This is a genomic window from Laspinema palackyanum D2c, assembly GCF_025370875.1.
Classification (GTDB): Bacteria; Cyanobacteriota; Cyanobacteriia; order Cyanobacteriales; family Laspinemataceae; genus Laspinema; species Laspinema palackyanum.
Window position 1 is genome coordinate 20190 of the sequence record NZ_JAMXFD010000021.1, and the last position, 24457, is coordinate 44646.

The 24457-nt window shown below is 49.3% G+C and carries 20 protein-coding genes; 14 read left to right on the top strand and 6 right to left on the bottom strand.

Translation table 11 applies throughout. From position 1 onward, the window contains the following. Window positions 1-29: 29 nt before the first annotated feature. Both cbiE and NG795_RS20485 read right to left on the bottom strand, forming a co-directional pair. Window positions 30-1322, bottom strand: a complete 1293-nt coding sequence (gene cbiE, locus NG795_RS20480) for a precorrin-6y C5,15-methyltransferase (decarboxylating) subunit CbiE (RefSeq protein ID WP_367290499.1) — start codon at window positions 1320-1322, stop codon at window positions 30-32. Between the two features lie 149 nt (window positions 1323-1471). Then, a complete protein-coding gene (locus NG795_RS20485; protein ID WP_367290500.1) occupies window positions 1472-2254 on the bottom strand; it encodes a DUF1868 domain-containing protein in 783 nt (260 codons plus the stop codon). A 193-nt stretch (window positions 2255-2447) separates the two neighbouring features. On the opposite strand from NG795_RS20485, the gene holA reads away from it, so the two are divergent. Both holA and NG795_RS20495 read left to right on the top strand, forming a co-directional pair. Further along, window positions 2448-3446: a DNA polymerase III subunit delta gene (gene holA, locus NG795_RS20490; RefSeq protein ID WP_367290501.1), complete on the top strand. Its 999-nt coding sequence runs from the start codon at window positions 2448-2450 to the stop codon at window positions 3444-3446. Between the two features lie 164 nt (window positions 3447-3610). Next, window positions 3611-4081 (top strand): DUF4168 domain-containing protein, encoded by a 471-nt coding sequence (locus NG795_RS20495; RefSeq protein WP_367290502.1) that lies wholly within the window; start codon window positions 3611-3613, stop codon window positions 4079-4081. A gap of 168 nt (window positions 4082-4249) precedes the next feature. Here NG795_RS20495 and NG795_RS20500 read toward each other — a convergent pair whose 3' ends face one another. After that, window positions 4250-4882 (bottom strand): hypothetical protein, encoded by a 633-nt coding sequence (locus NG795_RS20500; RefSeq protein ID WP_367290503.1) that lies wholly within the window; start codon window positions 4880-4882, stop codon window positions 4250-4252. 183 nt (window positions 4883-5065) lie between these two features. Next, a complete protein-coding gene (locus NG795_RS20505; protein WP_367290504.1) occupies window positions 5066-5251 on the bottom strand; it encodes a hypothetical protein in 186 nt (61 codons plus the stop codon). Window positions 5252-5460: 209 nt separating this feature from the next. On the opposite strand from NG795_RS20505, the gene NG795_RS20510 reads away from it, so the two are divergent. The 12 genes from NG795_RS20510 to NG795_RS20565 all read left to right on the top strand — a co-directional run bounded on the left by NG795_RS20510 (window position 5461) and on the right by NG795_RS20565 (window position 19421). Continuing rightward, window positions 5461-5802, top strand: a complete 342-nt coding sequence (locus NG795_RS20510) for a hypothetical protein (RefSeq protein ID WP_367290505.1) — start codon at window positions 5461-5463, stop codon at window positions 5800-5802. Between the two features lie 402 nt (window positions 5803-6204). Further along, on the top strand, window positions 6205-7731 hold the full coding sequence (gene psbB, locus NG795_RS20515; RefSeq protein ID WP_367290506.1) for a photosystem II chlorophyll-binding protein CP47: 1527 nt from the start codon (window positions 6205-6207) through the stop codon (window positions 7729-7731). Between the two features lie 132 nt (window positions 7732-7863). Beyond that, window positions 7864-7959: a photosystem II reaction center protein T gene (locus tag NG795_RS20520; RefSeq protein WP_015148751.1), complete on the top strand. Its 96-nt coding sequence runs from the start codon at window positions 7864-7866 to the stop codon at window positions 7957-7959. Between the two features lie 316 nt (window positions 7960-8275). Then, window positions 8276-8869, top strand: coding sequence for a transcriptional regulator NrdR (gene nrdR, locus NG795_RS20525; protein ID WP_367290507.1), 594 nt, complete (start codon window positions 8276-8278; stop codon window positions 8867-8869). 720 nt (window positions 8870-9589) lie between these two features. Next, window positions 9590-10678, top strand: a complete 1089-nt coding sequence (locus NG795_RS20530; RefSeq protein WP_367290508.1) for a 30S ribosomal protein S1 — start codon at window positions 9590-9592, stop codon at window positions 10676-10678. A gap of 370 nt (window positions 10679-11048) precedes the next feature. Continuing rightward, window positions 11049-11789 carry an HAD family hydrolase gene (locus tag NG795_RS20535; RefSeq protein ID WP_367290509.1) on the top strand — a complete coding sequence of 247 codons (741 nt, stop codon included), beginning with the start codon at window positions 11049-11051 and terminating at the stop codon, window positions 11787-11789. 70 nt (window positions 11790-11859) lie between these two features. Further along, window positions 11860-13116, top strand: a complete 1257-nt coding sequence (gene metK, locus NG795_RS20540) for a methionine adenosyltransferase (RefSeq protein ID WP_367290510.1) — start codon at window positions 11860-11862, stop codon at window positions 13114-13116. Between the two features lie 433 nt (window positions 13117-13549). Further along, a complete protein-coding gene (locus NG795_RS20545; RefSeq protein ID WP_367290511.1) occupies window positions 13550-15418 on the top strand; it encodes a DUF3352 domain-containing protein in 1869 nt (622 codons plus the stop codon). Between the two features lie 647 nt (window positions 15419-16065). Further along, window positions 16066-16782, top strand: a complete 717-nt coding sequence (locus NG795_RS20550; protein ID WP_367290512.1) for an alpha/beta hydrolase — start codon at window positions 16066-16068, stop codon at window positions 16780-16782. Between the two features lie 115 nt (window positions 16783-16897). Beyond that, on the top strand, window positions 16898-17515 hold the full coding sequence (locus NG795_RS20555) for an alpha/beta hydrolase (protein WP_367290513.1): 618 nt from the start codon (window positions 16898-16900) through the stop codon (window positions 17513-17515). A gap of 217 nt (window positions 17516-17732) precedes the next feature. Beyond that, window positions 17733-18905, top strand: coding sequence for a M20 family metallopeptidase (locus tag NG795_RS20560; protein WP_367290514.1), 1173 nt, complete (start codon window positions 17733-17735; stop codon window positions 18903-18905). A gap of 261 nt (window positions 18906-19166) precedes the next feature. After that, window positions 19167-19421, top strand: coding sequence for a hypothetical protein (locus NG795_RS20565; protein WP_367290515.1), 255 nt, complete (start codon window positions 19167-19169; stop codon window positions 19419-19421). A gap of 178 nt (window positions 19422-19599) precedes the next feature. On the opposite strand, the gene NG795_RS20570 is transcribed toward NG795_RS20565, so the two are convergent. Both NG795_RS20570 and NG795_RS20575 read right to left on the bottom strand, forming a co-directional pair. After that, a complete protein-coding gene (locus NG795_RS20570; protein ID WP_367290516.1) occupies window positions 19600-20685 on the bottom strand; it encodes a hypothetical protein in 1086 nt (361 codons plus the stop codon). A 301-nt stretch (window positions 20686-20986) separates the two neighbouring features. Next, on the bottom strand, window positions 20987-24439 hold the full coding sequence (locus NG795_RS20575; RefSeq protein ID WP_367290517.1) for a tetratricopeptide repeat protein: 3453 nt from the start codon (window positions 24437-24439) through the stop codon (window positions 20987-20989). Between the last annotated feature and the right edge of the window lie 18 nt (window positions 24440-24457).

Consider the following 24457-nt stretch of genomic DNA (forward strand, 5'->3'; position numbering starts at 1 on the left):
TTGTTTCAATCCTCTCCTGTACTAAATTCCTAAAATTCCGGCTTATTAATGGTGAGAATTGTCACGGGATTCAAGGGAAAAAATTGGGTTAGATGAGCAATGGGAACGGAACGGGATAAATTCGCCTGCAAGATGCGATAATCCCACTGGCGTTCATTGACCCAATTTAATGCTTCATTCAAATGTTCGAGGGTTGCTAAGGCGATCGCCATTGTTCCTCCTTTTGCCAATTGTCCCCCACAAAACCCCAGAATTGTCCGCAATTGTCCCCCGGTTCCCCCAATAAAAATTCGCTGGGGAACCGGAAGTCGGTCTAAAATATCCGGGGCGATCCCATGAATTGAAATCACATTTCGTACATGAAGGCGTTGACAATTTTGCTCAATTAAAGAAATCCCCGCGCCGGTTTTTTCAATGGCATAAATTTGAGATTTGGGAAATAATCGCCCAATTTCAATGGAAACTGAACCCGTTCCCGCCCCAATATCCCAGACAATTTGACCCGATTGGAGTCCTAACTCCCCTAGGATGAGAATTCTAATTTCTCGCTTCGTCATCAAACCGGGGCGATCGCTAAAGGTTAAAAAGGTACTATCCGGTAATCCAAACGTAGGTAAATTCTGAATCTCTAATCTTTCAGGGAGATGACCCAACTGCCGCACCAACACCACCACATTTAAGGAGGAAAAGTTTTGGGATTCTAAGGCGATAATATCATCACTTTGCTGAACTGGAAAAATCTGGATACGCTCATCGGAACCGCCGAGGTTTTCACATACCCAAAAGTCATAACGGCTGGGTAAATCCAATGATAGCAGCAGACGCGCAATTGTACTGGGACTATTTTGGCCATTGGTGAGAATGGCAACTTTTGATACACCTTCCCGCAATACGGTTAATAATTCATCTAAGGTGCGTCCATGTGCAGTGACAATTCGGGCATCTTGCCAAGGGACTTTAATGCGACTGAAGGCTAATTGGATGCAGCTTAAATGGGGATGAAAATCAATCTGGTCCGCAGGCAGTTCTGCTAACAGTAACTGTCCCAATCCAAAAAATAACGGGTCACCACTGGTGAGAACCACCAGGGTTGGGGTTGCGGGACTTTCTAATGAACTGGAATTCCAGCGAATTAACTGACGGCAGAGGGTTTTAAAGGTAAGACCAATGTCTTCGATAACCAGGCGTTCGGCTGGATGTAGGGGAAAATAACTCAACTGGCGATCGCTTCCCACCAGAAGATTCGCCGATTCAATAATGTGGCGCACGGGTTCCGTCAGTCCCGCTACCCCATCCAACCCAATTCCTATTACATGAATCATCCGTTTATTTTCGTTGCGATCGCCACTGAGTTTATCCCATTAAAATTCACAATATTTGTCGGGGTCATTGGTTTTTTGTCCTTTGTCCTTTGATTTTTTGAATACTCAGGACCAACAACCAATGACCAATGACTCTTATAGTCTCCTGCTCAAAATTGAAACACCGGCCAATCTTCTTCGCGATAGTAGCGGGTCATATCGTCAAATTTGCGAATTTCGGCTCTTTGAATGACGATTTCTTGGGGACTATCCAGCCATTTATCATTAAAGTCAGCTAAGACGCTGCTGAGATGCTCCCGGTCCAAACTGGAGGGAATCTCTGCAAAATAGCCTAAGGTAATATGGCCAGTAAAATGATACTGCTGCTCGATTCCTAACCCCATTAACTGTTGATTTTGATAAATTGATCGCCGCAATTGGACGATTTGCTCGTAGGATTTCTCATTTTTCGGCGCTAAACAAATCCCGATCGCCCGAGTCCGCAACATCACCCCCAGGGCCTGCCAGCGAATCGGGGGACCGCCAGCAAGGGACTGGCATTGCTGGAAACTTTGGCCGATCGCCGATCTCAGTTGCTCATCATAGTTGGGATTTTCTGCCGACGCATCGAGGTAACTGCGGTCCCAAATTAAATCCGCGAGGGTGACATGAAAGCTATCCCCAGGGACCGGCACCATTAAACCCGGTGCCAGCATCTCCAGAAGTTGTTGCTGACAACTCTCGATATTGTTATAAAACTCTTGATTTTCAACATCTTCTCTCATCGGTGGGGTAATCACCGTGTACCCTGGAAAAGACACCGGCTTTCTGGCCCCACCCTCAGTCGCCTGAAATTTAGGAGAAGTCTGAATATGCTGGAGTCCCGACTGATAGGCGTCTTTTAGGGTCATCCGCGCCACTCGATTCAAATAGGTTTGTAAAGTATCGTCCAATTCTTATTGCCTCGCTTGTCTATATCTATAAAGGGTTTCGCGTTCGTCTTAGATGCGGTGAGAATGACTCCATTCTGAGCCTTTCGCCCTGAACGGGGATCAGTGGTATGACCATTGCCAATCTCTTTTATCCTAAAGGAAGGGTTAACCCTCCTGTGTTTTTGACCCGGGGATCTTATCCATAGTCTTCTATATGACAATTTACCTCTATTGGGGATCAGATGACTTTGCAATGGCAAAAGCAGTCAATGCGTTGCGCGATCGCACCCTGGATCCCGCTTGGGCCACCTTTAACGCCGACAAAATTTCCCCCGAACAGTCCGATGCCGTGATTCAGGGCCTTAATCAATCTGTCACCCCGCCCTTTGGCAGTGGGGGACGCTTTGTGTGGTTGGTGGATACCAACGTTTGTCAACAGGCATCCGGCGAAGTCTTAGCGGAAATGGAACGCACCCTGCCGGTGATCCCCGAAACCAACGTCCTGCTACTGACAACCCCCAATAAACCCGATGGCAGACTCAAAACCACCAAACTGTTACAAAAGTACGCCAAAGTCGAGGAATTTTCGCCCTTACCCCCCTGGAAGCATGATGAAATCGTCTCATCCGTCCGCAAAGTCGCCCAGGAAGTGGGAGTCAAACTCACCCCGGATGCCGTGGACCTGTTGGCCGAATCCGTCGGCAATGATACGCGATCGCTGTATAATGCCCTGGAAAAGTTGCACCTGTATTCCCTGAGTGCCGGACCCCAACCCCTGAGCGCGGCGACAGTGGATCAACTCGTCACTGCAACGACTCAAAACAGCTTACAACTTGCCAGTGCCATTCGCCAAGGAGATGTAGGAACCGCTTTAGAATTAGTCGCAGATTTGATTAACCGGAACGAACCCGCCCTAAAAATTTCTGCCACCCTCACCGGGCAATTTAGAACCTGGTTCTGGGTTAAGCTGATGATAGAAAGTGGTGAGCGCGACGAAAAGGCGATCGCTGCTGCTGCGGAAATCGGCAACTTTAAACGAATCTACTTCTTAAGAAAAGAAGTCAGCAGCCTTTCCCTCGGTCAATTAGAGCAAATCTTAGCCCTTCTCCTCGAACTAGAAGTCAGCCTCAAACGCGGGACAGAAGAACTCTCCACCCTCCAAACCAAAACCATAGAACTCTGTCAACTCTGTAGTCAAAGTTCATTTCGGTAAAATTTTTGTAAAGCAGCAGTATCAACCCACTAAACCGGAACTAAACCCGGTAGAGTAGAATCATAAAAAGCAACTCCAGGGGGTTAACGATTGCCATCAAAAAAAGCTTGGGGTCCCCAATCAAATAGAGATTATTCTTAGTAAATCTATCACCTGTGGATGTTATGATGATGAAAAAATTGTCCGGTTTTCATGTTAAGGGAATCCGAGCAAAACTCCTTTGCGTCGGTGCGCTTTCCGCCTTGGGAATCCTCACAGGTTCTGTTCCCCATCTCACCCTGGAATCTGCCAACTGGATTGGAACGCATTCCGCTTCGGCGCAAAGCATTACCCCGGAAGAAATAGAGAACTACGCCCGGTCCATCTTGGCGATCGAACAACAGCGATCGCAAGCTTACCAAGAAGTTGAAACAATCCTCAATTACGTCCCCGCCATTGACTGCCGAAATACCGATTCAGTCAACCAACTCGATCGCGAAGTCAAGGCGATCGTTGTCAACTATTGCGAAGGCTCAAAAAACTTAGTCACCAGTAACGGATTAACCGTCCAACGCTTTAACGAAATCACCGAAATCGTCAAAACCAATCCCCAATCCGAACAACAACTCCGAGAAGCCCTCACTCGTCTCCAATAATCATCCATTGTTATTCCCTAGGGGAGTTCGGGAAAATCACTGTTCGTAGTAACGACTTCAGTCGTTTCCCTCTCCCCCTTTACTGAAGAATTATAAAAGACCCAGAAACCTAGTTTGTTGGTCTTTTGATGTAATCCCTACCCTGCCGTTTAGCTCTCTTAGAACATCCTACGGTAGGGGAAAGGAGCCGAGGATATTATCCACCAATGTTCCGTTACCATTCTCGCCATCGGATACGCCATCGTCATCGGTATCCACTAAAGTGACGCCAGCAGAAAAGACGCATTGAATGTCAACTGTTTGCCGAGCTTCAGAGACTACTAGCTGTAACTCTCCCCCGAATCGGCCACATTGTATTTCATGGTTTCGCGTTTCCTCCGGATAGGTTTCTTGTAAAGCACTGACCCGTTCTTCGCAGAGGGGATTATTGTAACAACCCCAAGAACTGCCAAAGCTCTCTTCTTCTCCGGGAAGTGGAAACTGACCCAAGGGTACACCTTCTCGATATTCACCATCATTATCTCTTTCTGCGTTCCAGCAATTCAAGCTAACTCGGCGACTGTCATTCTGTTCCCAGACATCCATGCCAATAAATTGAGGCTCACTACATTGGGATGTAGCTTGAGTGATTTCCTCGGGGAAACTCTCTTCTAATTGATTCAAAAGTTCGGGACAGTCAAATTCGGCACAATTTCCCACAATGGCGGTTGTTTCTCCCATTGCGCGGAAGGATAATCCGATACAACCAGCAGCGATCGCCATCCCCAGAATCACAAATGAGCCTTTAGTTTTGATGTTCATAGCGGTTAGCCAAAAAAGGGAATAATTTAGAGTTTAGCCCAGCCTTTGTCTGAAAGTGAGGCGATCGCCACCGTCTTTAATAACCCAGGGTGAAAGAAAAAAACGCCCACTTTGAAGGGCGTAAGCTTCCATTCTTTTAAACAACATTATATAGAGAGGTTGGGTCAGTCCTGAGCAGGCGGTTTAGGGTCTAAACAGGCGATTGGGGCCGATCGCCGTGCGATCGGAACGAGCTAACCAATCCGACCTAGAAAAAATACTCACTCCCGAGGCGATCGCGCCCGTAACCAGGGCCAAGAGCAACAAATAGTCCAGGGTTCGTACCCATAGCGATCCGGGCTGATGTTTTGGAGATGGCGACTTAGACATCGGTTAAAGCACAAAAATCCAGAACAAAATCGATAACATTTGTGTTCAACCCGGTGGGAGAGGAACCCGGATCTGGAAGAACCGGAAATCCCAGAACCCAAGTATCTGGATTTAGCAACCCTGGAGTTCGTGCGGGATAAATTCAAACAGTGGGTATTTTTGCGATATCTTAAAACAGCAGATTCTTCGTCTGATGGCAAGGGGAGTGCGTGAAATATTTTTTTCTAACAGAAGGCTGGACCGTGGGTCGCGTTTGGGGCGTTGAAGGACTGTGGAATGCAGTCGCATGGAGACGCGAACCTGAAATCGAGAAAATAAATTTTTGCATTGTGGAGAATAATGACGAAAAATTATGGCTCTATCGGGTGGAAGACTCCGTAATCATGGTAGAAGTCAAACCAATTTCCCCCTCATCTAGTGGGGCCTCTACCATTGGGCAAGTCGTGCTGCGGCGTCTGATGAGTGGGGATCAAGTTATCGAGCGCTTATCCGCCTCAGAAGCTACCTGCCAGATTAATCGGCCCAATTTTGCGAATCTGGGTGCAACCTAAACCCCCAACTCCCAAGGTCCTTGCCTGAAGGAGTCACCTCGGCTGAGGTACCGATTCTCTGGGGATTTGTCAGATTACAGGCTTTAACCAGTCACTCTAGGGGAACACAACCCTGAGAGACTGGGGAATCCGGATGCAGCCGGTTTTCAGAAATCAGCAGCCGCCATTGGAATCAGGCGATCGCTTTTCTTGACATCAATAACCAAAACTCTTGCATTCGATTCCATCAATAGTTACACTTCTTTAAATACTGTCTCATTTTTGAGATGCGATAGTCATCGCGCAGCCACTGTCAAGCCCCCAGTTTTAAGGCTTGGCCCCCAGTGAAAACGCTTTGACTTTATAAAAGGCTCAAAGATAGCGTCCAAATAGATAACTCAAACTGAGGAGGAAGCGTAGTCAATGGGACTACCCTGGTATCGAGTACACACAGTCGTTTTGAACGATCCGGGTCGGTTGATTGCCGTTCACCTAATGCACACGGCTCTGGTGGCAGGTTGGGCCGGTTCAATGGCCCTTTATGAACTGGCGATTTTTGATCCGAGTGATCCCGTCCTGAACCCCATGTGGCGTCAGGGGATGTTCGTCATGCCCTTCATGGCTCGCCTCGGCGTGACCGATTCTTGGAGAGGCTGGAGCATTACCGGCGAAAGCGCCGCCGACGTTGGGTTCTGGTCATTTGAAGGGGTGGCTACCGCCCATATTGTCCTGTCCGGATTGCTGTTCCTAGCAGCTTGCTGGCACTGGGTTTATTGGGATTTGGAACTGTTCACCGATCCGCGCACCGGCGAACCCGCCCTGGACTTGCCTAAAATGTTTGGCATCCACTTATTCCTGTCGGGTCTGCTCTGCTTCGGATTTGGAGCATTTCACCTCACAGGGTTATTCGGACCGGGGATGTGGATTTCTGACCCCTATGGCTTAACGGGACATATCCAGCCCGTTGCGCCGGAGTGGGGACCCGATGGCTTTAACCCCTTTAACCCGGGTGGTATCGTGGCTCACCACATTGCCGCAGGGATTGTCGGCATTATTGCTGGCATTTTCCACTTATCTGTACGTCCGCCTGAGCGGTTGTACCGAGCCCTGCGGATGGGGAACATTGAAACCGTGCTCTCTAGCAGTATCGCTGCCGTCTTTTTCGCCGCTTTCGTGGTCGCCGGTACCATGTGGTACGGTTCCGCCACCACTCCGATTGAACTGTTTGGTCCAACCCGCTATCAGTGGGATAGCAATTACTTCCAGCAGGAAATTGATCGGCGCGTGCAAACCTCCCTGGCTCAAGGGGATAACCTAGAACAAGCCTGGTCCCAAATTCCTGAGAAACTGGCGTTCTATGATTACGTCGGCAACAACCCCGCCAAAGGCGGTCTGTTCCGCGTAGGCCCCATGAACACTGGTGATGGACTCGCCCAAGGTTGGTTGGGTCATCCCGTGTTTAAAGATGGTGAAGGTCGCGTACTCTCGGTGCGTCGTCTTCCCAACTTCTTTGAAACTTTCCCAGTGGTCTTGACTGACGCTGATGGTATTGTGCGGGCGGATATTCCCTTCCGTCGTGCTGAATCTAAATACAGCTTTGAGCAAACCGGCGTAACGGTGAGCTTCTATGGTGGAGAACTTAACGGAAAAACCGTGAGCGAACCCACTTTAGTCAAGCAGTATGCTCGGAAAGCTCAGTTAGGCGAACCGTTTGCGTTCGATCGCGAAACCCTCAACTCTGATGGGGTGTTCCGCACGAGCACTCGCGGTTGGTTTACTTATGGCCATGCCTGCTTTGCTTTGCTGTTCTTCTTCGGTCATATCTGGCACGGATCTCGGACGATTTTCCGCGATGTGTTTGCCGGGATCGACCCAGATCTCGAAGAGCAGGTCGAGTTTGGTCTGTTCCAAAAAGTCGGGGACGTTTCCACCCGCAAACAAGAAGTTTAGAGTGGTTTACCTCTAACTCTCAAGTCAGGTCTAACAACTGGACTGGTCCTAAAAGACAAGTGCATTTTGTTAGACCTTTTTTCTATTGCTTGGTAGACTGGTGTTACCTTTGATTAGCAGGAATTTATTATCATGCAGAGTGTCGCTTACATCTTAATTCTGACTTTAGCCATCGGTGTGCTGTTCTTTGCGATCGCCTTCCGTGAACCCCCTCGCATTGGCAAGTAACAATCCGGGGGTAATTTCTGAGTCAATTGATTCCTCTATCTGAATTATTCCATTGGGAAAAGAAGGCATTGAAGGCTTGGCAGTCCTTGCGATCGCATTCAACCTTCAAAGATAGGATATAGATAGACTCAGATTTTTCCCCCAGACTTTGGACCCCAGTCCTCAAGCCAGCCTCAATCTGCGCTTTAAACCGAGTTTAGGCAGGAAGATTTAAGAGCGGGAACTCCCATGATTAAAACAGACCGTGCGTCTGAATAACTGCCCGATTTCTTTCTGCCTTCCCCTCGGAGTTCCTCTCGCTCACAGGACAAAAATCATGCGATGTCCATTTTGCCAGCATACTGACAGTCGGGTACTAGAATCTCGCTCCGCTGAAGCCGGTCAAAGCGTCCGCCGTCGCCGGGAGTGTCTCCTGTGCAACCGTCGCTTTACCACTTATGAACGGATTGAATATGTCCCGATCACAGTGATTAAACGAGATGGCTCCCGCGAATCGTTTGATCGCTCTAAATTACTGCGCGGAATTGTTCGGGCTTGCGAAAAAACTGGTGTTGAGTCTGGACAAATTGAAAATTTAGTCGATGAAATCGAAGCTCAATTGCAGCAACAGCGATTTAGACGAGAAGTCACGAGCAATGATATCGGAGAATTGGTCCTGGCTCAATTGCAAGAGGTCAGTGAAGTGGCTTATATCCGCTTTGCCTCGGTTTATCGACAATTCCAAGGGATTCGTGATTTTGTGGATACTTTAAAGGACCTGCAAAATCAAAGCGATCGCCCTCTAAGTGACCGCTCCCCCACCCCGGAAGAAGACCCGTCCTCTGGGAAGTCTACCGATGATCCCGGGCAGTTAACTCTCAATGATGCTCACCAGGATTCTCCCCCTGTCTCTTCTCTAGCTCAAGCCTAGAGCAAATTTAGGACTCATAAGCAGGGGAATCAAGGGTCAGTGAACTCCGAGGTAACCGTTAACCTATCCTTAAAATAAATTCTCTTCAACGACAGCGATCGCCCTTGATCATGAATTGATCGGTCCCCTCTTCACAGGCGGCCAGAGGTTCCTCTTCGCGGGTCTTAACGAGAGATTGTACAGAAATTGTTTGAAAAATTTCCCAAGCTCAGTGTTCAAAAAGGAGCATTCAAGCTATAATAGTTTTTCTAGGCTTAAAATTTTCCAAAGGAAAGCGTCTAAAATAGTACGGAAGCGTCTTTTTGACGTCATCTGAATGCTTGCAAGCCAAACCGGAACTTGAATCGAACCAGCCCTCAAAAACAACGGCTGAATCTTTGACAGGAAACTGCTCGAAGTCTATTCTTTCCCTTTTGCCTGTGAGCGGGGAAGCAGAACCCCTAGGAGCAGTCTAAACGCGCTAGTCCGTGGCACAGACTCCCTCCCTCTAGTGTGTTCTGGCCCCAAACTAAACTCTAACTTTTTTGTTTAACCTTGGACGCCCAACCGAGGCGACCAAGGGAAAAGGAGTGTGATGGTGCACTGATAATGTCCAGGTTAGCCTAGACTCACAGTTGCTCAAGATTTGTAGCCGTTTTGCGGCTTCAACATCAACATCGACAACATCTTTTCAAAAAATACACGACTACGAACGGAGAACAGTTCCAGGAATCAAATCGCATGGTCAATCAGAACACAGTCGCCAAAGATGTAGGCTTTACTCACGAGGATTTTGCAGCTCTTCTCGATAAATATGACTATCACTTTAGCCCCGGCGATGTCGTCGCCGGTACAGTATTCAGTCTAGAGCCGAGGGGCGCTCTGATTGACATTGGTGCAAAAACAGCGGCATATATCCCCATTCAGGAAATGTCAATCAACCGGGTTGACGCTCCTGATGAAGTCTTGCAATCGAACGAAACTCGCGAGTTCTTTATCCTAACTGATGAGAACGAAGATGGGCAGCTCACCCTAAGCATCCGCCGCATTGAATATATGCGCGCTTGGGAACGAGTTCGCCAGTTGCAAACTGAAGATGCCACAGTGCGCTCTCAGGTCTTTGCAACCAATCGCGGGGGAGCACTGGTTCGCATTGAAGGGTTGCGTGGCTTCATTCCAGGGTCCCATATTAGCACCCGCAAACCCAAAGAAGAACTCGTCGGAGAAGAACTCCCCTTAAAATTCTTGGAAGTAGACGAAGACCGCAATCGTCTAGTTCTATCCCATCGTCGAGCGTTGGTTGAGCGCAAGATGAACCGCTTGGAAGTGGGCGAAGTCGTCATCGGTACAGTTCGCGGCATCAAACCCTACGGGGCCTTTATCGATATCGGCGGAGTCAGCGGTTTGCTGCACATTTCGGAAATTTCCCACGATCACATCGATACGCCCCACAGCGTGTTCAATGTCAATGACGAGCTGAAGGTAATGATCATTGACTTGGATGCAGAACGGGGTCGCATCTCCCTCTCTACCAAGCAACTCGAACCGGAACCCGGGGATATGGTGAAGAACCGGCAGTCGGTGTTCGATCGCGCTGAAGAAATGGCTCAAAAATTCCGCGAACAAATGCGGGCCAAGCAGCAAGGACAACAAGAGCAGCCAGCAGTTCCGGTGACTCCCGTGGAGGAACCCGTGGCTGACGCAATTGAAGTGCCTGCTGCTGTAGAAGACGCAATTGAAGTGCCTGCTGCTGTAGAAGACGCAATTGAAGTGCCTGCTGCTGTAACGGAGGTTGCTCAAGAGGAAGTCTCTGCGGTTAGCGAAGACTAGGACCGTACCGACTTGGGCGATCGCCGGATCTTCGTAATCGGTGAGACTGGGTGCGGGGAATAACGGATTAGACTTCTAACTGGATTCAGAAGCAATCCCCCCGTCCCTGGTTCACTCACCCTTGCTCCCTCATCACCGCTCCCTCCTTTGTCATCCGTCGGCACAAGAATTACCCTTGAGGTGCCCTGACGGAGGCCATCTATCAAGGGGGGAGTTTTGAACGGAGGCCAGGGATGCATTCACTCCAGTCAGTACAAGGGCATCAAAGAACCCCAAATTCTTTCCTTCTTTCCTCCCTTCGGGGAAAATAGGCTGGCTTGCGGTCCCGAAATCGCCCGTTAATCATCACCGTCACAGGAGACAAAAGACATTGACCACCATTCAGTGTCGAGATATTAAATTCGAGCGCATTGAAGCAGTCATCTTTGATAAAGACGGAACCTTAGAAGACTCAGAAGATTTTTTAAGACTCTTGGGACACAAGCGATCGCGCATCATCGACGCTCGGGTTCCCGGCACCGGAGACCCTCTCCTCATGGCCTTTGGCCTCATGGATAACACCCTCGACCCCACGGGCTTGCTTGCCGTCGGCAGCCGAGGCGAAACCGAAATTGCTGCTGCCGCTTACATTGCTGAAACCGGACGCGGTTGGCTGGATTCCCTAGAAATTGCTCGGGCCGCATTTGATGAAGCCGATGAGTTCTTCAAGAAAAATGCCACCCCTTCCCCCTTATTTGTCGGCTGCTTAGAGGCGATCGTCAATCTTTCCCAGGCCGGACTCAAACTTGGCATTCTCTCCGCAGCCAGTACCGAACGAGTCCAAGCCTTCGCGCAACATTATCAGCTCGACACCTATCTTCAACTTCAAATGGGAGTGGATTCGGGACCCAGTAAACCTGACCCCGCTCTTTTTTTACAAGCTTGCCAGTCCCTCGGTGTCGAACCCGGGGTCACTCTGATGGTGGGGGACTCCCCTGCCGATTTTCAGATGGCAAAACGCGCTGGTGCTGCCGGTTGTATCGGGATTAGCTGGCGTCCGGCATCTTCTGATCGCCTTGCTGGTGCGGATGTGGCGATCGCCTCTTTAGACGAAATCCTCATTCAATCTTGAAACTTCCTGTTGCCAGCCTCAGACTAAGATAGTTTAACGATCGTTATCCAGATCCCAGGAGGACTTAACGTTGACTCGTCGCTACTTATTTACCTCAGAGTCCGTCACTGAAGGACACCCCGATAAAATCTGCGATCAGATTTCTGACACGATTCTCGATGCCTTGCTTACCCAAGACCCCAAAAGTCGTGTCGCCGCAGAAGTCGTGGTCAATACTGGCTTAGTGTTGATTACCGGGGAAATCACCTCCCAAGCGCAAGTGAACTTTGTCGAAGTCGCCCGCAAAAAAATTGCAGAAATTGGTTACACCCATGCCGAAAATGGCTTTTCTGCCAATAGCTGCTCGGTACTGGTGGCCCTCGACGAACAATCCGTTGATATCGCCCAAGGGGTTGACCAAGCGCAAGAAACCCGCGAACAGATCAGCGAAGAAGAACTCGATGCGATCGGTGCCGGTGACCAAGGGTTAATGTTTGGCTTTGCCTGCAACGAAACCCCTGAACTGATGCCGATGCCGATTTCCCTGGCGCATCGGATGTCTCGCCGATTGGCAATGGTCCGCAAAAATGGTGAACTGCCTTATCTGCGTCCCGATGGCAAAACCCAAGTCACGGTGATTTACGAAAACGGCGTTCCCGTGGGCATTGATACCATTTTAATTTCCACTCAGCACACCCCAGGGATTGGAGACATTACCGACAACCTGGCAGTGCAAGCCAAAATCAAAGAAGATGTTTGGGAACGGGTGGTTCAACCTTGTTTTGCTGACCTCCAGGTGAAACCCGACGACAACACCCGCTTTTTGGTGAATCCCACAGGTAAATTTGTCATTGGTGGACCCCAAGGCGATTCCGGCTTAACCGGACGCAAAATTATCGTGGATACTTATGGCGGCTATTCCCGTCATGGGGGGGGTGCATTCTCTGGGAAGGACCCCACAAAGGTAGACCGCAGTGCGGCCTATGCTTGCCGGTATGTGGCAAAAAATATTGTAGCGGCTGGTTTGGCCGAGAAGTGTGAAGTACAAATTAGTTATGCGATCGGGGTCGCCCGCCCGGTGAGTCTGACGATTGAAACTTTTGGTACGGGTAAGGTTGACGAAGATAAATTGCTAGAAGTGGTTCAGAAGAATTTTGAACTGCGTCCGGCAGGGATTATCCAAACCTTTAATTTGCAGCGTCTGCCTGGAGAACGAGGCGGTCGTTTTTACCAGGATGTTGCCGCTTATGGTCATCTGGGACGCACGGACCTTGACTTACCTTGGGAAGCCACGGATAAGGTCCAATTGCTCAAAGATGCGTTGCTCCCCGCTGTGGCCTCGGTTTGAGGCAGAGGTTAGCCGAAATGTTCACTCGGTAAATGTGAGACAACATCTGTAAGCTCGTAAGAAACCCGGTTTTTTAAACCGGGTTTCTGAATTAAGGGCTGCTCACACAACGAGCCGCGCAAAAAAGTAGGGGTGAGGGGGTTGCTTTTTTTTGACTCGGTACAGTATTATATTTATAATCCGAGTGGTGACTTTAATAATATTTTGGCAAAGCCTCCCATTATAAGATAAATTTTAACAGAGTCAATCCCCCATGTCTAGTCTTTAATCCCTTTTTTTAGGGAAACCTCCTCACCGGAGAGATTGGGACTCAAAATCGGACTCAAAAAAGGAACGCCTGACTGTTTTCCTCCTTTAGGGGCAGATCGGAAATTGCGAAACTCTCTTCAATAGGGTACGCTTGCTGTGGATCGCAAAAGGGAGAAATGGCTCAGTGCTTAAGCGCGTCACCTTACCAGTGCTTTCTGTTTTAGTCCTGACAACGGGTTCACAACTGCAAGCCCAACCTGTACCGGCGGGGGTTGCACCAACATCGCCTCCGGCAGTTACCACGGTGTTACCTGGGGATATCAGCGGGGTGTTGCTGATTGATACCCGCGCTAATGCCTGGAATGGCTTAAATCGGTTTATTGACCTCCCGCCTGGGTTTTCTGGGCCGGGATTTTTGCCCTACATTCCGGCAGAGGTGAATTTTGCCCGGGATATCCAACCCTGGTTGGGAGATTGGGCAGCGATCGCCGTGATGCCAGGAGCAGGAGGGACCGTCCGGGCCTCTCTCCAGGAGAATGCGGTGATGGTGGCTCCCATTGAAGACCCGAACCGGATCCCTAATTTTGTGGCCCAATTGAGTGCGATTCAGGGACAGCCTCGGGAACGTCAGTTTCAGGGAGTGACCCTGTTAGAATGGCCGGGGCCTATGGCGAGGGAACAGCGGAAGGCTCCCGGGTCCCTAAAAAGCGGGCCGATCGCCTTAAATCCCCTCTTGGCTTTCAAACAGAGCAAATGGCTCAAAGGGTTGCCTGGATTGGCACAGACGAGGCCAATTCTGCCCGATGCTACCCCGACAGTCCCAGCCCAACCCGTTCCCAGGCCCCCCGGAGTCCCCGCCCCAGAAGTCCCGGGAACCGCCGGTTTGGCGATCGCCATTGTTCCGGGATATGTGGCAGCGGCCCAGAGTAGCGCCCCCTTGGAACGGTGGATTGCAACTAAAGACAAGAGCAATAGTTTAGCCACAGATCCCCAGTTTCAGCGCACGTTAGGGCATCCTGAATCGGGCCGATCGCTGGTGATGGGTTATGGCAATTTTCCCCAATTGGCGCAACTTTCAAGCGTCTCTCCCCTGTTGAATCGCTTGGTTCCTCTACCCGCTTCCGGGGATATCAATCGCGCAGGGGGTGAGGTGACGACTCCCTACAGTGCGATCGATTTGATGGTGTGGATCGAACCCCAAGGGATCCGTGCTCAGTCTCGGGGGTTTGGTAAAACCCCCGAGACTGAACCCCGGGTGTCACCGACCCCAAACCCAATGGCGGCAAGACTTCCGGCATCCACCTACTTCACCTGTGGGGGCAGTCTGAATTTGTGGCAGGCGATCGGGCCGATTTTGGGTCAAACCTTCCTCACTTTGCCCGGGTTGGAGCAAATCCCTGAGTTCACTCAATCCACTCTGGGTTTAGATGTGACTGAAGATATCCTCCCCTGGATGGATGGCGAAATTACCACTTTTGTTTTTCCCACCAATCGGGGCTTTTTCCCCACCGTGGATGAAACAATGAAATTAGGAATGGGCTCGATGATTGAAACCAGCGATCGCCAGAGTGCGGAACGCCTCTTAACTCAACTCGATGAACGGATTGCCAATCAGTTGTCCGGGGCGATTACCATTACTCGTCATCAAATTAATGAAAACTCTGTCACCAGTTGGGAGGTAATCAACCCGAATGGGAGGACAGAAAGTGTATTGGCTCATGGGTGGATTTCTGAGAATACCCTAATGATGACCACGGGACTAGGACCGTTCCAAGAACTTTATCCGCAACCGGCTCAGAGTCTCGCCAATGCTTTTAATTTCCAAGCGGCTTTGGAACCGTTACCTCAAGCTAACCTCGGCTCTTGCTATCTGAATATGGGGTCTTTCTTAGCCTGGGTGAATACGTTTGTACCCCCGGAAATTAATGCCTCACCGGAAGGTCAAATTGTTCTGAATAGTTTGGGTAAAATCAGGAGTATAAGTGGAACGGGTATTTCTCAGAACACTCATGTTCAATGGGATTTATTTATGCTTTTATCTCCCCGTTCCTAGCCGGACAAAGGATGTAAAGTGAAGCGGAAGGTAGTAGAAGTGAAGGGGTAAGATTTAATTTCCTATAGGGCGATCGCAATTCCATTGGTAGGAACTCAATCTCCTAGTTACTCCCTAAACCTCGTTTATAACTTTTTTTAGAAATCTGAAAAGCTCAATGAAAGAGAGGAATCCGTGAGGAGGGAGAATTTATAAAAAAGTGTAGGAGAATTGTCCGTGAGCAGTAAAGCTTATCGGGCAACGAACCCAGACCGGCGATTTTCTCTTCCCCTTTGTTATCGGATTCCCATAAACTATAAACTCATTGGGAGTAAATTTCGCTGAAAAAACCCAGAATAAAGGGTTACAGATTCAAGAAGTTATTGGTTTTAAAAAAACCGCCAGTTTTTTGTCAAGGAAATAATATAACTTTGCACAAATAACTATCCCTAATCTGATTATTTTATTAGTTTAAAAATATCTAACTTTAGAATGAGCAAAAATACGGGAAAAAATGTAGTAACATAAGATTGACCTGTTTTCACAGAGATTGTCGATTTTCTGGAATCTTTCCAGGAACAAAAAACTGGTAGAGAAAATCCTCTAACATCAATATAGTCAACGTTGCAAAACAGACAAGTCTGAAGTGTTGTATCAGGAGTACGTGGATGAACATAACCTCTGGGTTCGATATTAATCAAAGATTCTCCTTTGTGGTGAAACAGTTTCATGGGATCTGGAAAAGAGCTTTATCCCTAGGACTGGCAATGGTTTTAGCAGTCACTGCTGCGGTTACCATAAATTGTGACAATGCGATGGCTGTAGAGAGAATCATCCTAATGTACGGGGATTCCCGCGAGACCATCTCGATCGGCGACTTGCGCCGGTTTGTGAGCGAAGGTGCGGAGCCCGCAGAATTTCGCACCCGGTTGGGTATCATCGAGCGCGATATTGAGGCATTACGGTTTGCCTTGGGTCAGGAAATTCCAGTTTCCCAGGAATTCTTGAGACGAATTCTCAACAGCACCATCGGTCAATTTATCCTCACCCGTCTTGAACCTGTTCTGGGTATTGCAGTAGAGGAAAATGTTACTCAAGTCGTTGATGCCTTCGTTTCTGCAGCAGCCAACGATAGCTTTACCCTCTTGGAATTGCTAGAAAACTATCCAGAACAACAGTTGAGCGTCAGTGGTCCCCTGTTAGAAGAAGGCTATAACCGAATTAGTTTCTTGGCGACGGATGTTTTGGCGATCGCCCAAGTAGTTCAAACCTATTTAGCGGACGTGGTTTGTGAAGATGGATTGTTGGGCTCGGATTTTAACACCAAACCAGTCCCCGAACTTTTAACCGGCTCTAAGTCGAATAACTTAGGGTGGTCTAAATAAACTCAATTCAATTTATAGAGGCAGAATGACTGCCTCTATTTCATGCTTCATGAGCCGATAATTTGGGTCGGGTGAAGCCAGCAACAAGGGTGAAAAATCCTTCAGGAGCGATGCCATGAAAATAAAAATCAAAACCTTTGTCACCAGTCTGAGCCAGCTACCCAAAAAGTGGGTGAAATTTATAGCCCTCAGCCTCGTTGTTTTTCTGACCAGTCTTTCATTCGTGGTGTTTACACCCTCCCCGGCGACGGCCTCTCAAGTGGTGGTCCTGACCTATGGTCCCCAGCGAATTGCCATTCCCATGCAGGAACTACAGGAATTTGGGCAAACCGGAGAAGCATCTCGGGTGATCCGATTTTTGACAGGAATTGCTGATGTTGATCGGGATCTATTTCGGACGGTTTTAACCCAAGAAATTCCGGCCAGCGTCCGAATTTTAGACCGTTCCCTCAACTTTATTGTCGGAGAATTATTCCTCTACGAGATCAGTCAAGCCATTTATCCGCCCTCGGGTCGTAAAGGGATTGAAGGTTTGCGATCGAGTTTGGTTCTTTCTGCTGCGGATGATGGCAGACTTTCTTTGCTAGAACTTCTGCAAAAATATCCGTCTCAACGGGTTGAAATTGATGCGAGAAAGATCAATCAAACTTATGGGCAGGTCCAATTTTTGGTAGAAGGAGCAGAGAAAGCAGCCCAATTTGTTCGAGAAACGTTTGGGGATATTATTTGTTAAGCACTCGCTGCTGTCTTGCCGATGAAGGTTACCCACTCGGAGAATCAAAACCTTAGAGGGGTAAAATTTTAAAAAATTGAATTCCTTCTCAAAAGCCGACTGTTTCTTAGGTTTAAGAAATAGTCGGCTTTTGGCGATCGCCCCTCAATCCGTCCGCACAGGGTTCCCACAGCCACCAACTCTATAATAAAAATTGTACGCTCACCCTGGGACCCCTATGCTCACTGACATTAAAAACATTGCTGCTAAACTCGCACCTCGCCTGATCGAGATTCGGCGACATATTCACAGTCATCCCGAACTTAGTGGTCAAGAGTATCAAACCGCTGCTTATGTGGCGGGGGTGCTTTCTTCCTGTGGAGTCCATGTGCGAGAGGGGGTGGGTAAAACCGGGGTCATGGGAGAACTTTCCGGTCAAATCACCGATGAGAGAGTCTTGGCAATTCGCACCGATATGGATGCGCTGCCGATCGCCGAACGCACTGGGTTAGACTATGCTTCCCAGCAGGCAGGAGTGATGCACGCTTGTGGTCATGATGTCCATACCACCGTCGGATTAGGAACAGCGATGATCCTCTCGGAACTGGTGGATAATTTACCCGGAACCGTGCGTTTTTTATTCCAACCCGCAGAGGAAATTGCTCAAGGTGCCGGTTGGATGATTGCTGATGGTGCAATGCAACAGGTCAGCAATATTTTAAGCTTGCACGTTTTTCCGTCGATTCCGGGGGGGTCCGTCGGGATTCGACGGGGAGCATTAACCGCCGCCGCCGATGACCTAGAAATCACAATTATTGGGGAATCCGGACATGGTGCCCGTCCCCATGAGGCAGTCGATGCGATTTGGATTGCCTCTCAGGTGATTACCACCCTCCAGCAGGCCATTTCCCGAACTCAGAACCCTTTACGTCCGGTAGTTTTGACCATTGGTCAACTGAATGGAGGACGGGCTCCGAATGTGATTGCGGACTCCGTGAAAATGCTGGGAACTGTGCGATCGCTGCATCCCGAAACCCATGCCGACTTACCCGCTTGGATTGAGAAGATTGTGGCAAATGTCTGTCAGATGCATGGCGGCAACTATGAAATGAACTACCGACGCGGAGTCCCTTCCGTGCAAAATGATACCGGGATGACGCAGTTAGTCGAATCAGCAGCATTAGAAGCCTGGGGAAGCGATCGCGTCATCTATATTCCCGAACCCTCCCTCGGTGCCGAAGATTTTTCCCTCTACCTCGAATACGCACCGGGAATGATGTTTCGTCTCGGTGTCGGACATCCCGACAAACCCAATTATCCCCTCCATCATCCTCAATTCGAGGTGGATGAATCAGCGATCGTCACCGGCATTGTCACCCTCGCTTATGCGGCTTGCAAGTATTGGGAATGAGGGTCATGGGTCATGGGTCATGGGTCATTGGGAGACTGTTTGTAGTAACGACTTTAGTCGTTATCCTCGTGACGTGGCTTAAGCCACGTCACGAGGATTGGTCATGGGTCATGGGTCCTGGATTGATGGGAGAGATAGAAGATTGTTTGTAGTAACGACTTTAGTCGTTATCTTCTTCTTCATCCTTTCGGGGGATGAATTTAGACTAGGTTCTTGTTAGGGTAATTGAATAATCTGAATGAGTGAAATAGGGCTAACCTTATGGCAGCAAGTAAACAACTCCAAGGACTAGAACTGATTGACTGTGCTAAGGCGAATGCTGAACAGGGTTTAGCAACAGCAGCGGCACAGAGTGGTTATGGGCAGAATACGAGCTTATTTTCCCAAGAACTCAAAGCAGCTTGCCAGGACATTGGGGTTGAAATTAGTGAACTCAGCGATTTGATTACCCCTCAGCATGAAATGAAACAAGGACGAGGGATTGATATTGCGCCGGAAACTCCTGGAAATTTATAATGCTCAATGACCCATCAAAGCGGGTTTAAAATTAATATTTTTTATGCCGATGGAGGGATGCGCTTCGGCTGGGGATAGGGTATAAGGTAGAATCTGGGTTTCTTGACAAGATTTCTACATCCTGTCCCAAATTGTTGACCGTGAGAAATGTCGGGTGGGACATACCCACCCAACGTAACTAAAAATGTTCGTATTCTCGGTGCTCACGGTGTGGCAAGGTTTCTAGGCGGTTGCTCAAATCGGTGACGGAATGATAGAGGCGATCGTATCCATCTTGTAAGGAGGCGATCGCGGTTGCCTGAAAATCAATCTCTTGATGGAGGCGTTCCACTTCTTCCTTTTCTAAACAATTCAGCCGTCTTTGCATCTGTGTATTAAGGGTTGAGACTTTCTCAAATAACTCTGCAATTGCTGCTTCAATGCTGCCAAGTTGTTCTAGGTTACTCAAGAGAGGCAAGGCTTCAACCCGCTGTTGTAGCTGTGCTAATCCCTCGCTGATTCGGGTCATTTCGCCTTGAAGTGCGCTAATTTCCTCGGATTCGGGATGCTGCTGTTTAAATTCCGCCCGTAATCGGTCTAAGTTGCGTTTTAAGGCAGTTAAAGAACCCGTCTGTTCCAACTTTTTAACCGCTTGGGTGAGACGTTGCAAATAGGGCTTGACAATTTGTTTGTTTTGTTGTTCTAATGTTTTGACTCGTCTGGTCAAGGGTTCCATTTCGGTTTGAATTTGGAACTGGAATTCAGCCAAATTCACAGAGGAGGGGAGGGTTTCCTCGGTCCTTGAAGAGTTGGCGAATTCTAATTCTGCCTGGGGTGGCGTAGCGAGTTGGTCTAACTGTTCCTGCATTAATAATAAGCGAACGTTCACTGTCTCCCAGTCATCTTCGCGGACGGCAGTTTTTTGGAGGCGTTGGGTGATGGTTTGTAACTGAGAAATCGCCTCATGTAAAGGATGCAGATTCACCTTTTCCACGGGGGGTTGTTGGCGGATGGCAGTTTGGAGAGAATCCACCATTTGCCGGACATCGGCGATCGCCGAGGTGGTTTGTTGTGCCGTTTCCTGTTGCGATCGCATTCGATTCGACAAATTTAGACTTAACGCCAAGGTGAGAGGCACTGCCGCATAGACGACTTGTCCGGAAAGAGCTGCCACGACGGTTCCCACGGCGGCTCCGGCTACACAAGTGCCTTCAACTATGGTTTGCCAGGGATATGGGTTGAGATTGCCCCTAAAACTTTGACTGGAAGGTTTTATCGTTTGCATGGTTGGTGGTAGGCTGCCCGGTTTTGCACCAATTATAGTCACTTCCACAACAAAGGGGGAATTTTTTATTCGGGCTAGGATGCTGGTACCAGATTAGAAAAAAAATTGGGTTTCTTCACAAATAGGATTTACGCAATCTCAGTAGCAACAACGGGCGGGGGATCAATCCCCCGCCTCATAGAATCAAGTCGTCTAAAGACGACTGTTCGTCTTATTCCGTGGTGTTTTTAGTCGGTTTTCAACCGACTTGAGCTGTTAGGCCGCCAATCGTTTGAACCCCCGCCGTTTGTTGCTTGTTGATTCACTCTGCACTCGCCAACGCAGTTAGGGCCGCGATCGCCTGTTGGTGATGGATGGTATCTCCTTGGCGAGAAAACAAATTCGCCGCCGTTTGTAAATCCCCGATCGCCCCTTGGCGATCGCCCATTTCTGCCCTCGCCCGACCCCGATAGTTATAGGCACTAGCATACTTCTCATTCAGACTCAGGGCTTGGGTAAAGTCCTCGATCGCCCCATGATAATCAGCCCCTGCGGACCGGGCAACCCCCCGATTCAAGTAGGCGACGGCATCATCAGGTTTCAAGCGCAAGGTTTCTGTATAATCCGCGATCGCCCCCGCATAGTCCGCTTGGTTATACCGGGCTAATCCTCGGTTGTTATACGCCACCGCATCTTGGGGGTTCAGTTGAATCGCACGAGTGTAATCCTCTGCCGCTTGTGGATAATTCCCCAAGCGTCCGTAGGCTTCCCCGCGATAGAAATAAGCCCCTGTCTGTTCCGGCGCTTTCAGGATTGACTCAGTATAATCGCCAATGGCTCCAGTATAATCTCCCTGATTAAACCGGGCAAATCCTCGGTTAAAATACACCACCGCTTCATTGTCATTCAGTTCCAGCGATCGCGTATAGTCGGAAATTGCCCCGGCAAAATCACCGATTTGGAACTTCGCCAATCCGCGATTATTATACGCCGTCGGCTGATTGCCATCAATCTGCAACGCCCGAGTATAATCATCAACCGCCCCTTCATAATCCCCAATATCCAACCGCTCAAATCCGCGATTGTAATAAGCGCTGGCATTGGCGGGATTCAGCAACGGTTCACTAAAGCGCTCAATCAACCCGTGAATAATCTTCGGATCTGTCGTGCGTAATCCCACTTCCCGTTCCGGTATGGCATCACTGCTACTCAGGAAATGATGGGTGGCTAACATCGCCCACTTGTCATCGCACACCAAAAAGTTTTCATGGGTGCCGAGGACTTTTAATTGCAGGCGATCGCCATATTGAGTCCGCAGATGTTCCAAATCATTCAAGGCATCATATAACCCGCGTTTTGCCATCGGGTCCAGTTGCCAATGTTCATTAATCCGAATCGGGAATTCTCCGGCTTCAATATCCCGCAGATGTCCCCAACCGATTTCGATTTGCACACCCTGTTGCAGCAGTCCTTCCAGCTTTTGCAACAGGTTACCATCCAATCCTGCCCGACTGACCCAAGGACAGACTAAAATCAGGCGATGTTGAGCGTTATCGATCGCCTCCTCCAGTTGGGCTCTAATCGAGGGTCGGTCAAACACCAACTCATACTGATGAGCTTTAATCCCTTCCAGTAAGGATTCGATTTGATAGAGTTGCTGGGCGATCGCCGGAGAAATCAGGGATTGCAGATGACCGCTTTCCGGGTTAGTGTGAGGCACTTCCGGATGGGTTGCCAGGGCTTTGAGTTGCTGACTCAGTTGCTCAATCTGTGGTTGCACTGAGACTTGTGCAGGGCGATTCCGCCACTGTTCCAGTTGCCCTTCCAGTTGTCCTAAAGCCGCCTCTAACCGTTCAATTCGCTCCGGGGTCACATCGGATAAGTGACCGATGGATTCGCTCACTTGCGCCAGGGCCGATCGCAACTCAGAAATTTCCAGTCGCAGCACATCAATCACTTCGGCATCCCGTTCCTCTGTCGGAGATTGGCTAGAATTCGGCAGTTGTTCCAATCGCCGATCCAGTTCGCTGACACTGGCCGTGAGATTTTCGATTTGCTCCAATTCTGGACGAGAGTTGAACTGTTCCAGCAGTTGGTGAATTTGGTGAGTCACCTCACTGGACACCGCATTAGGAACGCCACTCCCTTGCCATTCCAGTTGTTCCCGCAGACTCTGCACCTCTTGGCGCAATTGCTCCCGTTCTTGCGGCAGGGTTTCGTCAATGCGTGCACTCAGTTCGCTGACCATGCTATCCAGTTGACTGAGGCGACTGCTCACTTCACTTTGGTTTTCCAGGGAGGTAGTGAGTTGTCGCACTTGTGCCAGGTTCGCGGTAACTTCCAGCAGCGCTTGATTCAGTTTGTGCACATCAGATTGTGAGGCGATCGCTTCGGGTAAGTTATTGACGCGATCGGCTAATTGTTCAATCTGGTCCTGTAGTTCAGGAATGGGAAATTCCGCCAGGAGGTCCACCCGTTTTTTGAGGGTTGTGAGGGCAGTTTCCAACGGTTCTAACGCTTCCGGGGCGACAAATTGGGGTAATCCCTCAATTTTCTCCTGTAATCCAACGAGGGCAGTTTTCCAGGACGCCTGCTCTTGTTGCAGGGTTGCTAATCCAGTGGTTAACTGTTCTAACTCCCGGGTTTGCAGGGCCAAATCCTCTTGAATCCGGCGCAAATTCACCGCTTCTAAGGGGGCTAACCGCGTATCAATTTCCGTGATCGCCTCGCTGACGGATTCGGCAATTTTCCGGAGTGCTTCATCGACTCCAGTTAAATCCACCGCTGACTCGTTGCCACGGGCGGAAACCCCGAGGCGTTCTAAATCTAACTGCTGTTCCAGTTGAGGAATCAAGGCGATCGCCAGGGATAAAGCATTTCTCAAGCGTTCCACTTGCTCAATATCCGGTTGCGCTGCCACCTTCTGATTCAGTTGTTCCAGTTGCATCCGCAACTCGCTCACCGGGGCGATCGCCTGTTCTAATGCTTGCTGCCGTTCCTGCAATTTAGCAATTTCTGAACTGAGGGAACTCACCTGTTCCGCGCCAAATTCTAGGGGATTTCCGGCACTCACTCGCGCTTCGAGATCCGCGCGCAACCCCGCAATTTCCTGCTCAATCGCTTGACTCACACTGGCGCGAACCGTTTCCAGTCGCTGTTCAATTTGAGCAATTTCTGACAACACCGGGTTTAAATCCGGAGTCCCACTGCCGGTTTCCAATTTCGAGAGTTTGTTTTGAAATTGGGCAATTTTGCTATTAATCTGGGCGATCGCACTCTCCAACCGCTCAACCCCATGTCCACTCTTCGGGGATTCTGCACCATTGAGTTGGGCACTCAGGGCCGCTAAAGTTTCCTGGACCCCCGCATAATTCTCCCGAAGCACGGAAACATCTTGACGTAAGGGATTCAACTCCAACCCTTGCGCCAGGGACAGGGTTTTTTCTAACTGTCGCTTAACCTCTTCAAATTCTTCCGAATGTTTCGATACTGCCGACTGGACATGATTAAATTCAGAATCCGTCGGCAATCCCTGCACTTGTTCGCGCAAAATCCCTAACTCGCGGGCGAGTTTCTCCCGGAGTTCGATGTCATTTCCCCCGAGGGACGGTTCTTGGGCTAATCGACGGCGATTAGCCAAATTGAGGACCACCGACAGGGATAGCGGCGTTGCAGCATAAACAATCTGCTGCGTCGCGATCGCTGCCACGGAACCCGCAACGGAACCCGCCACGGATAAATATTCCAGAATTTCTAGCCAACTTCGCTTAGTCATTTTAATGGAGAGGCCAAT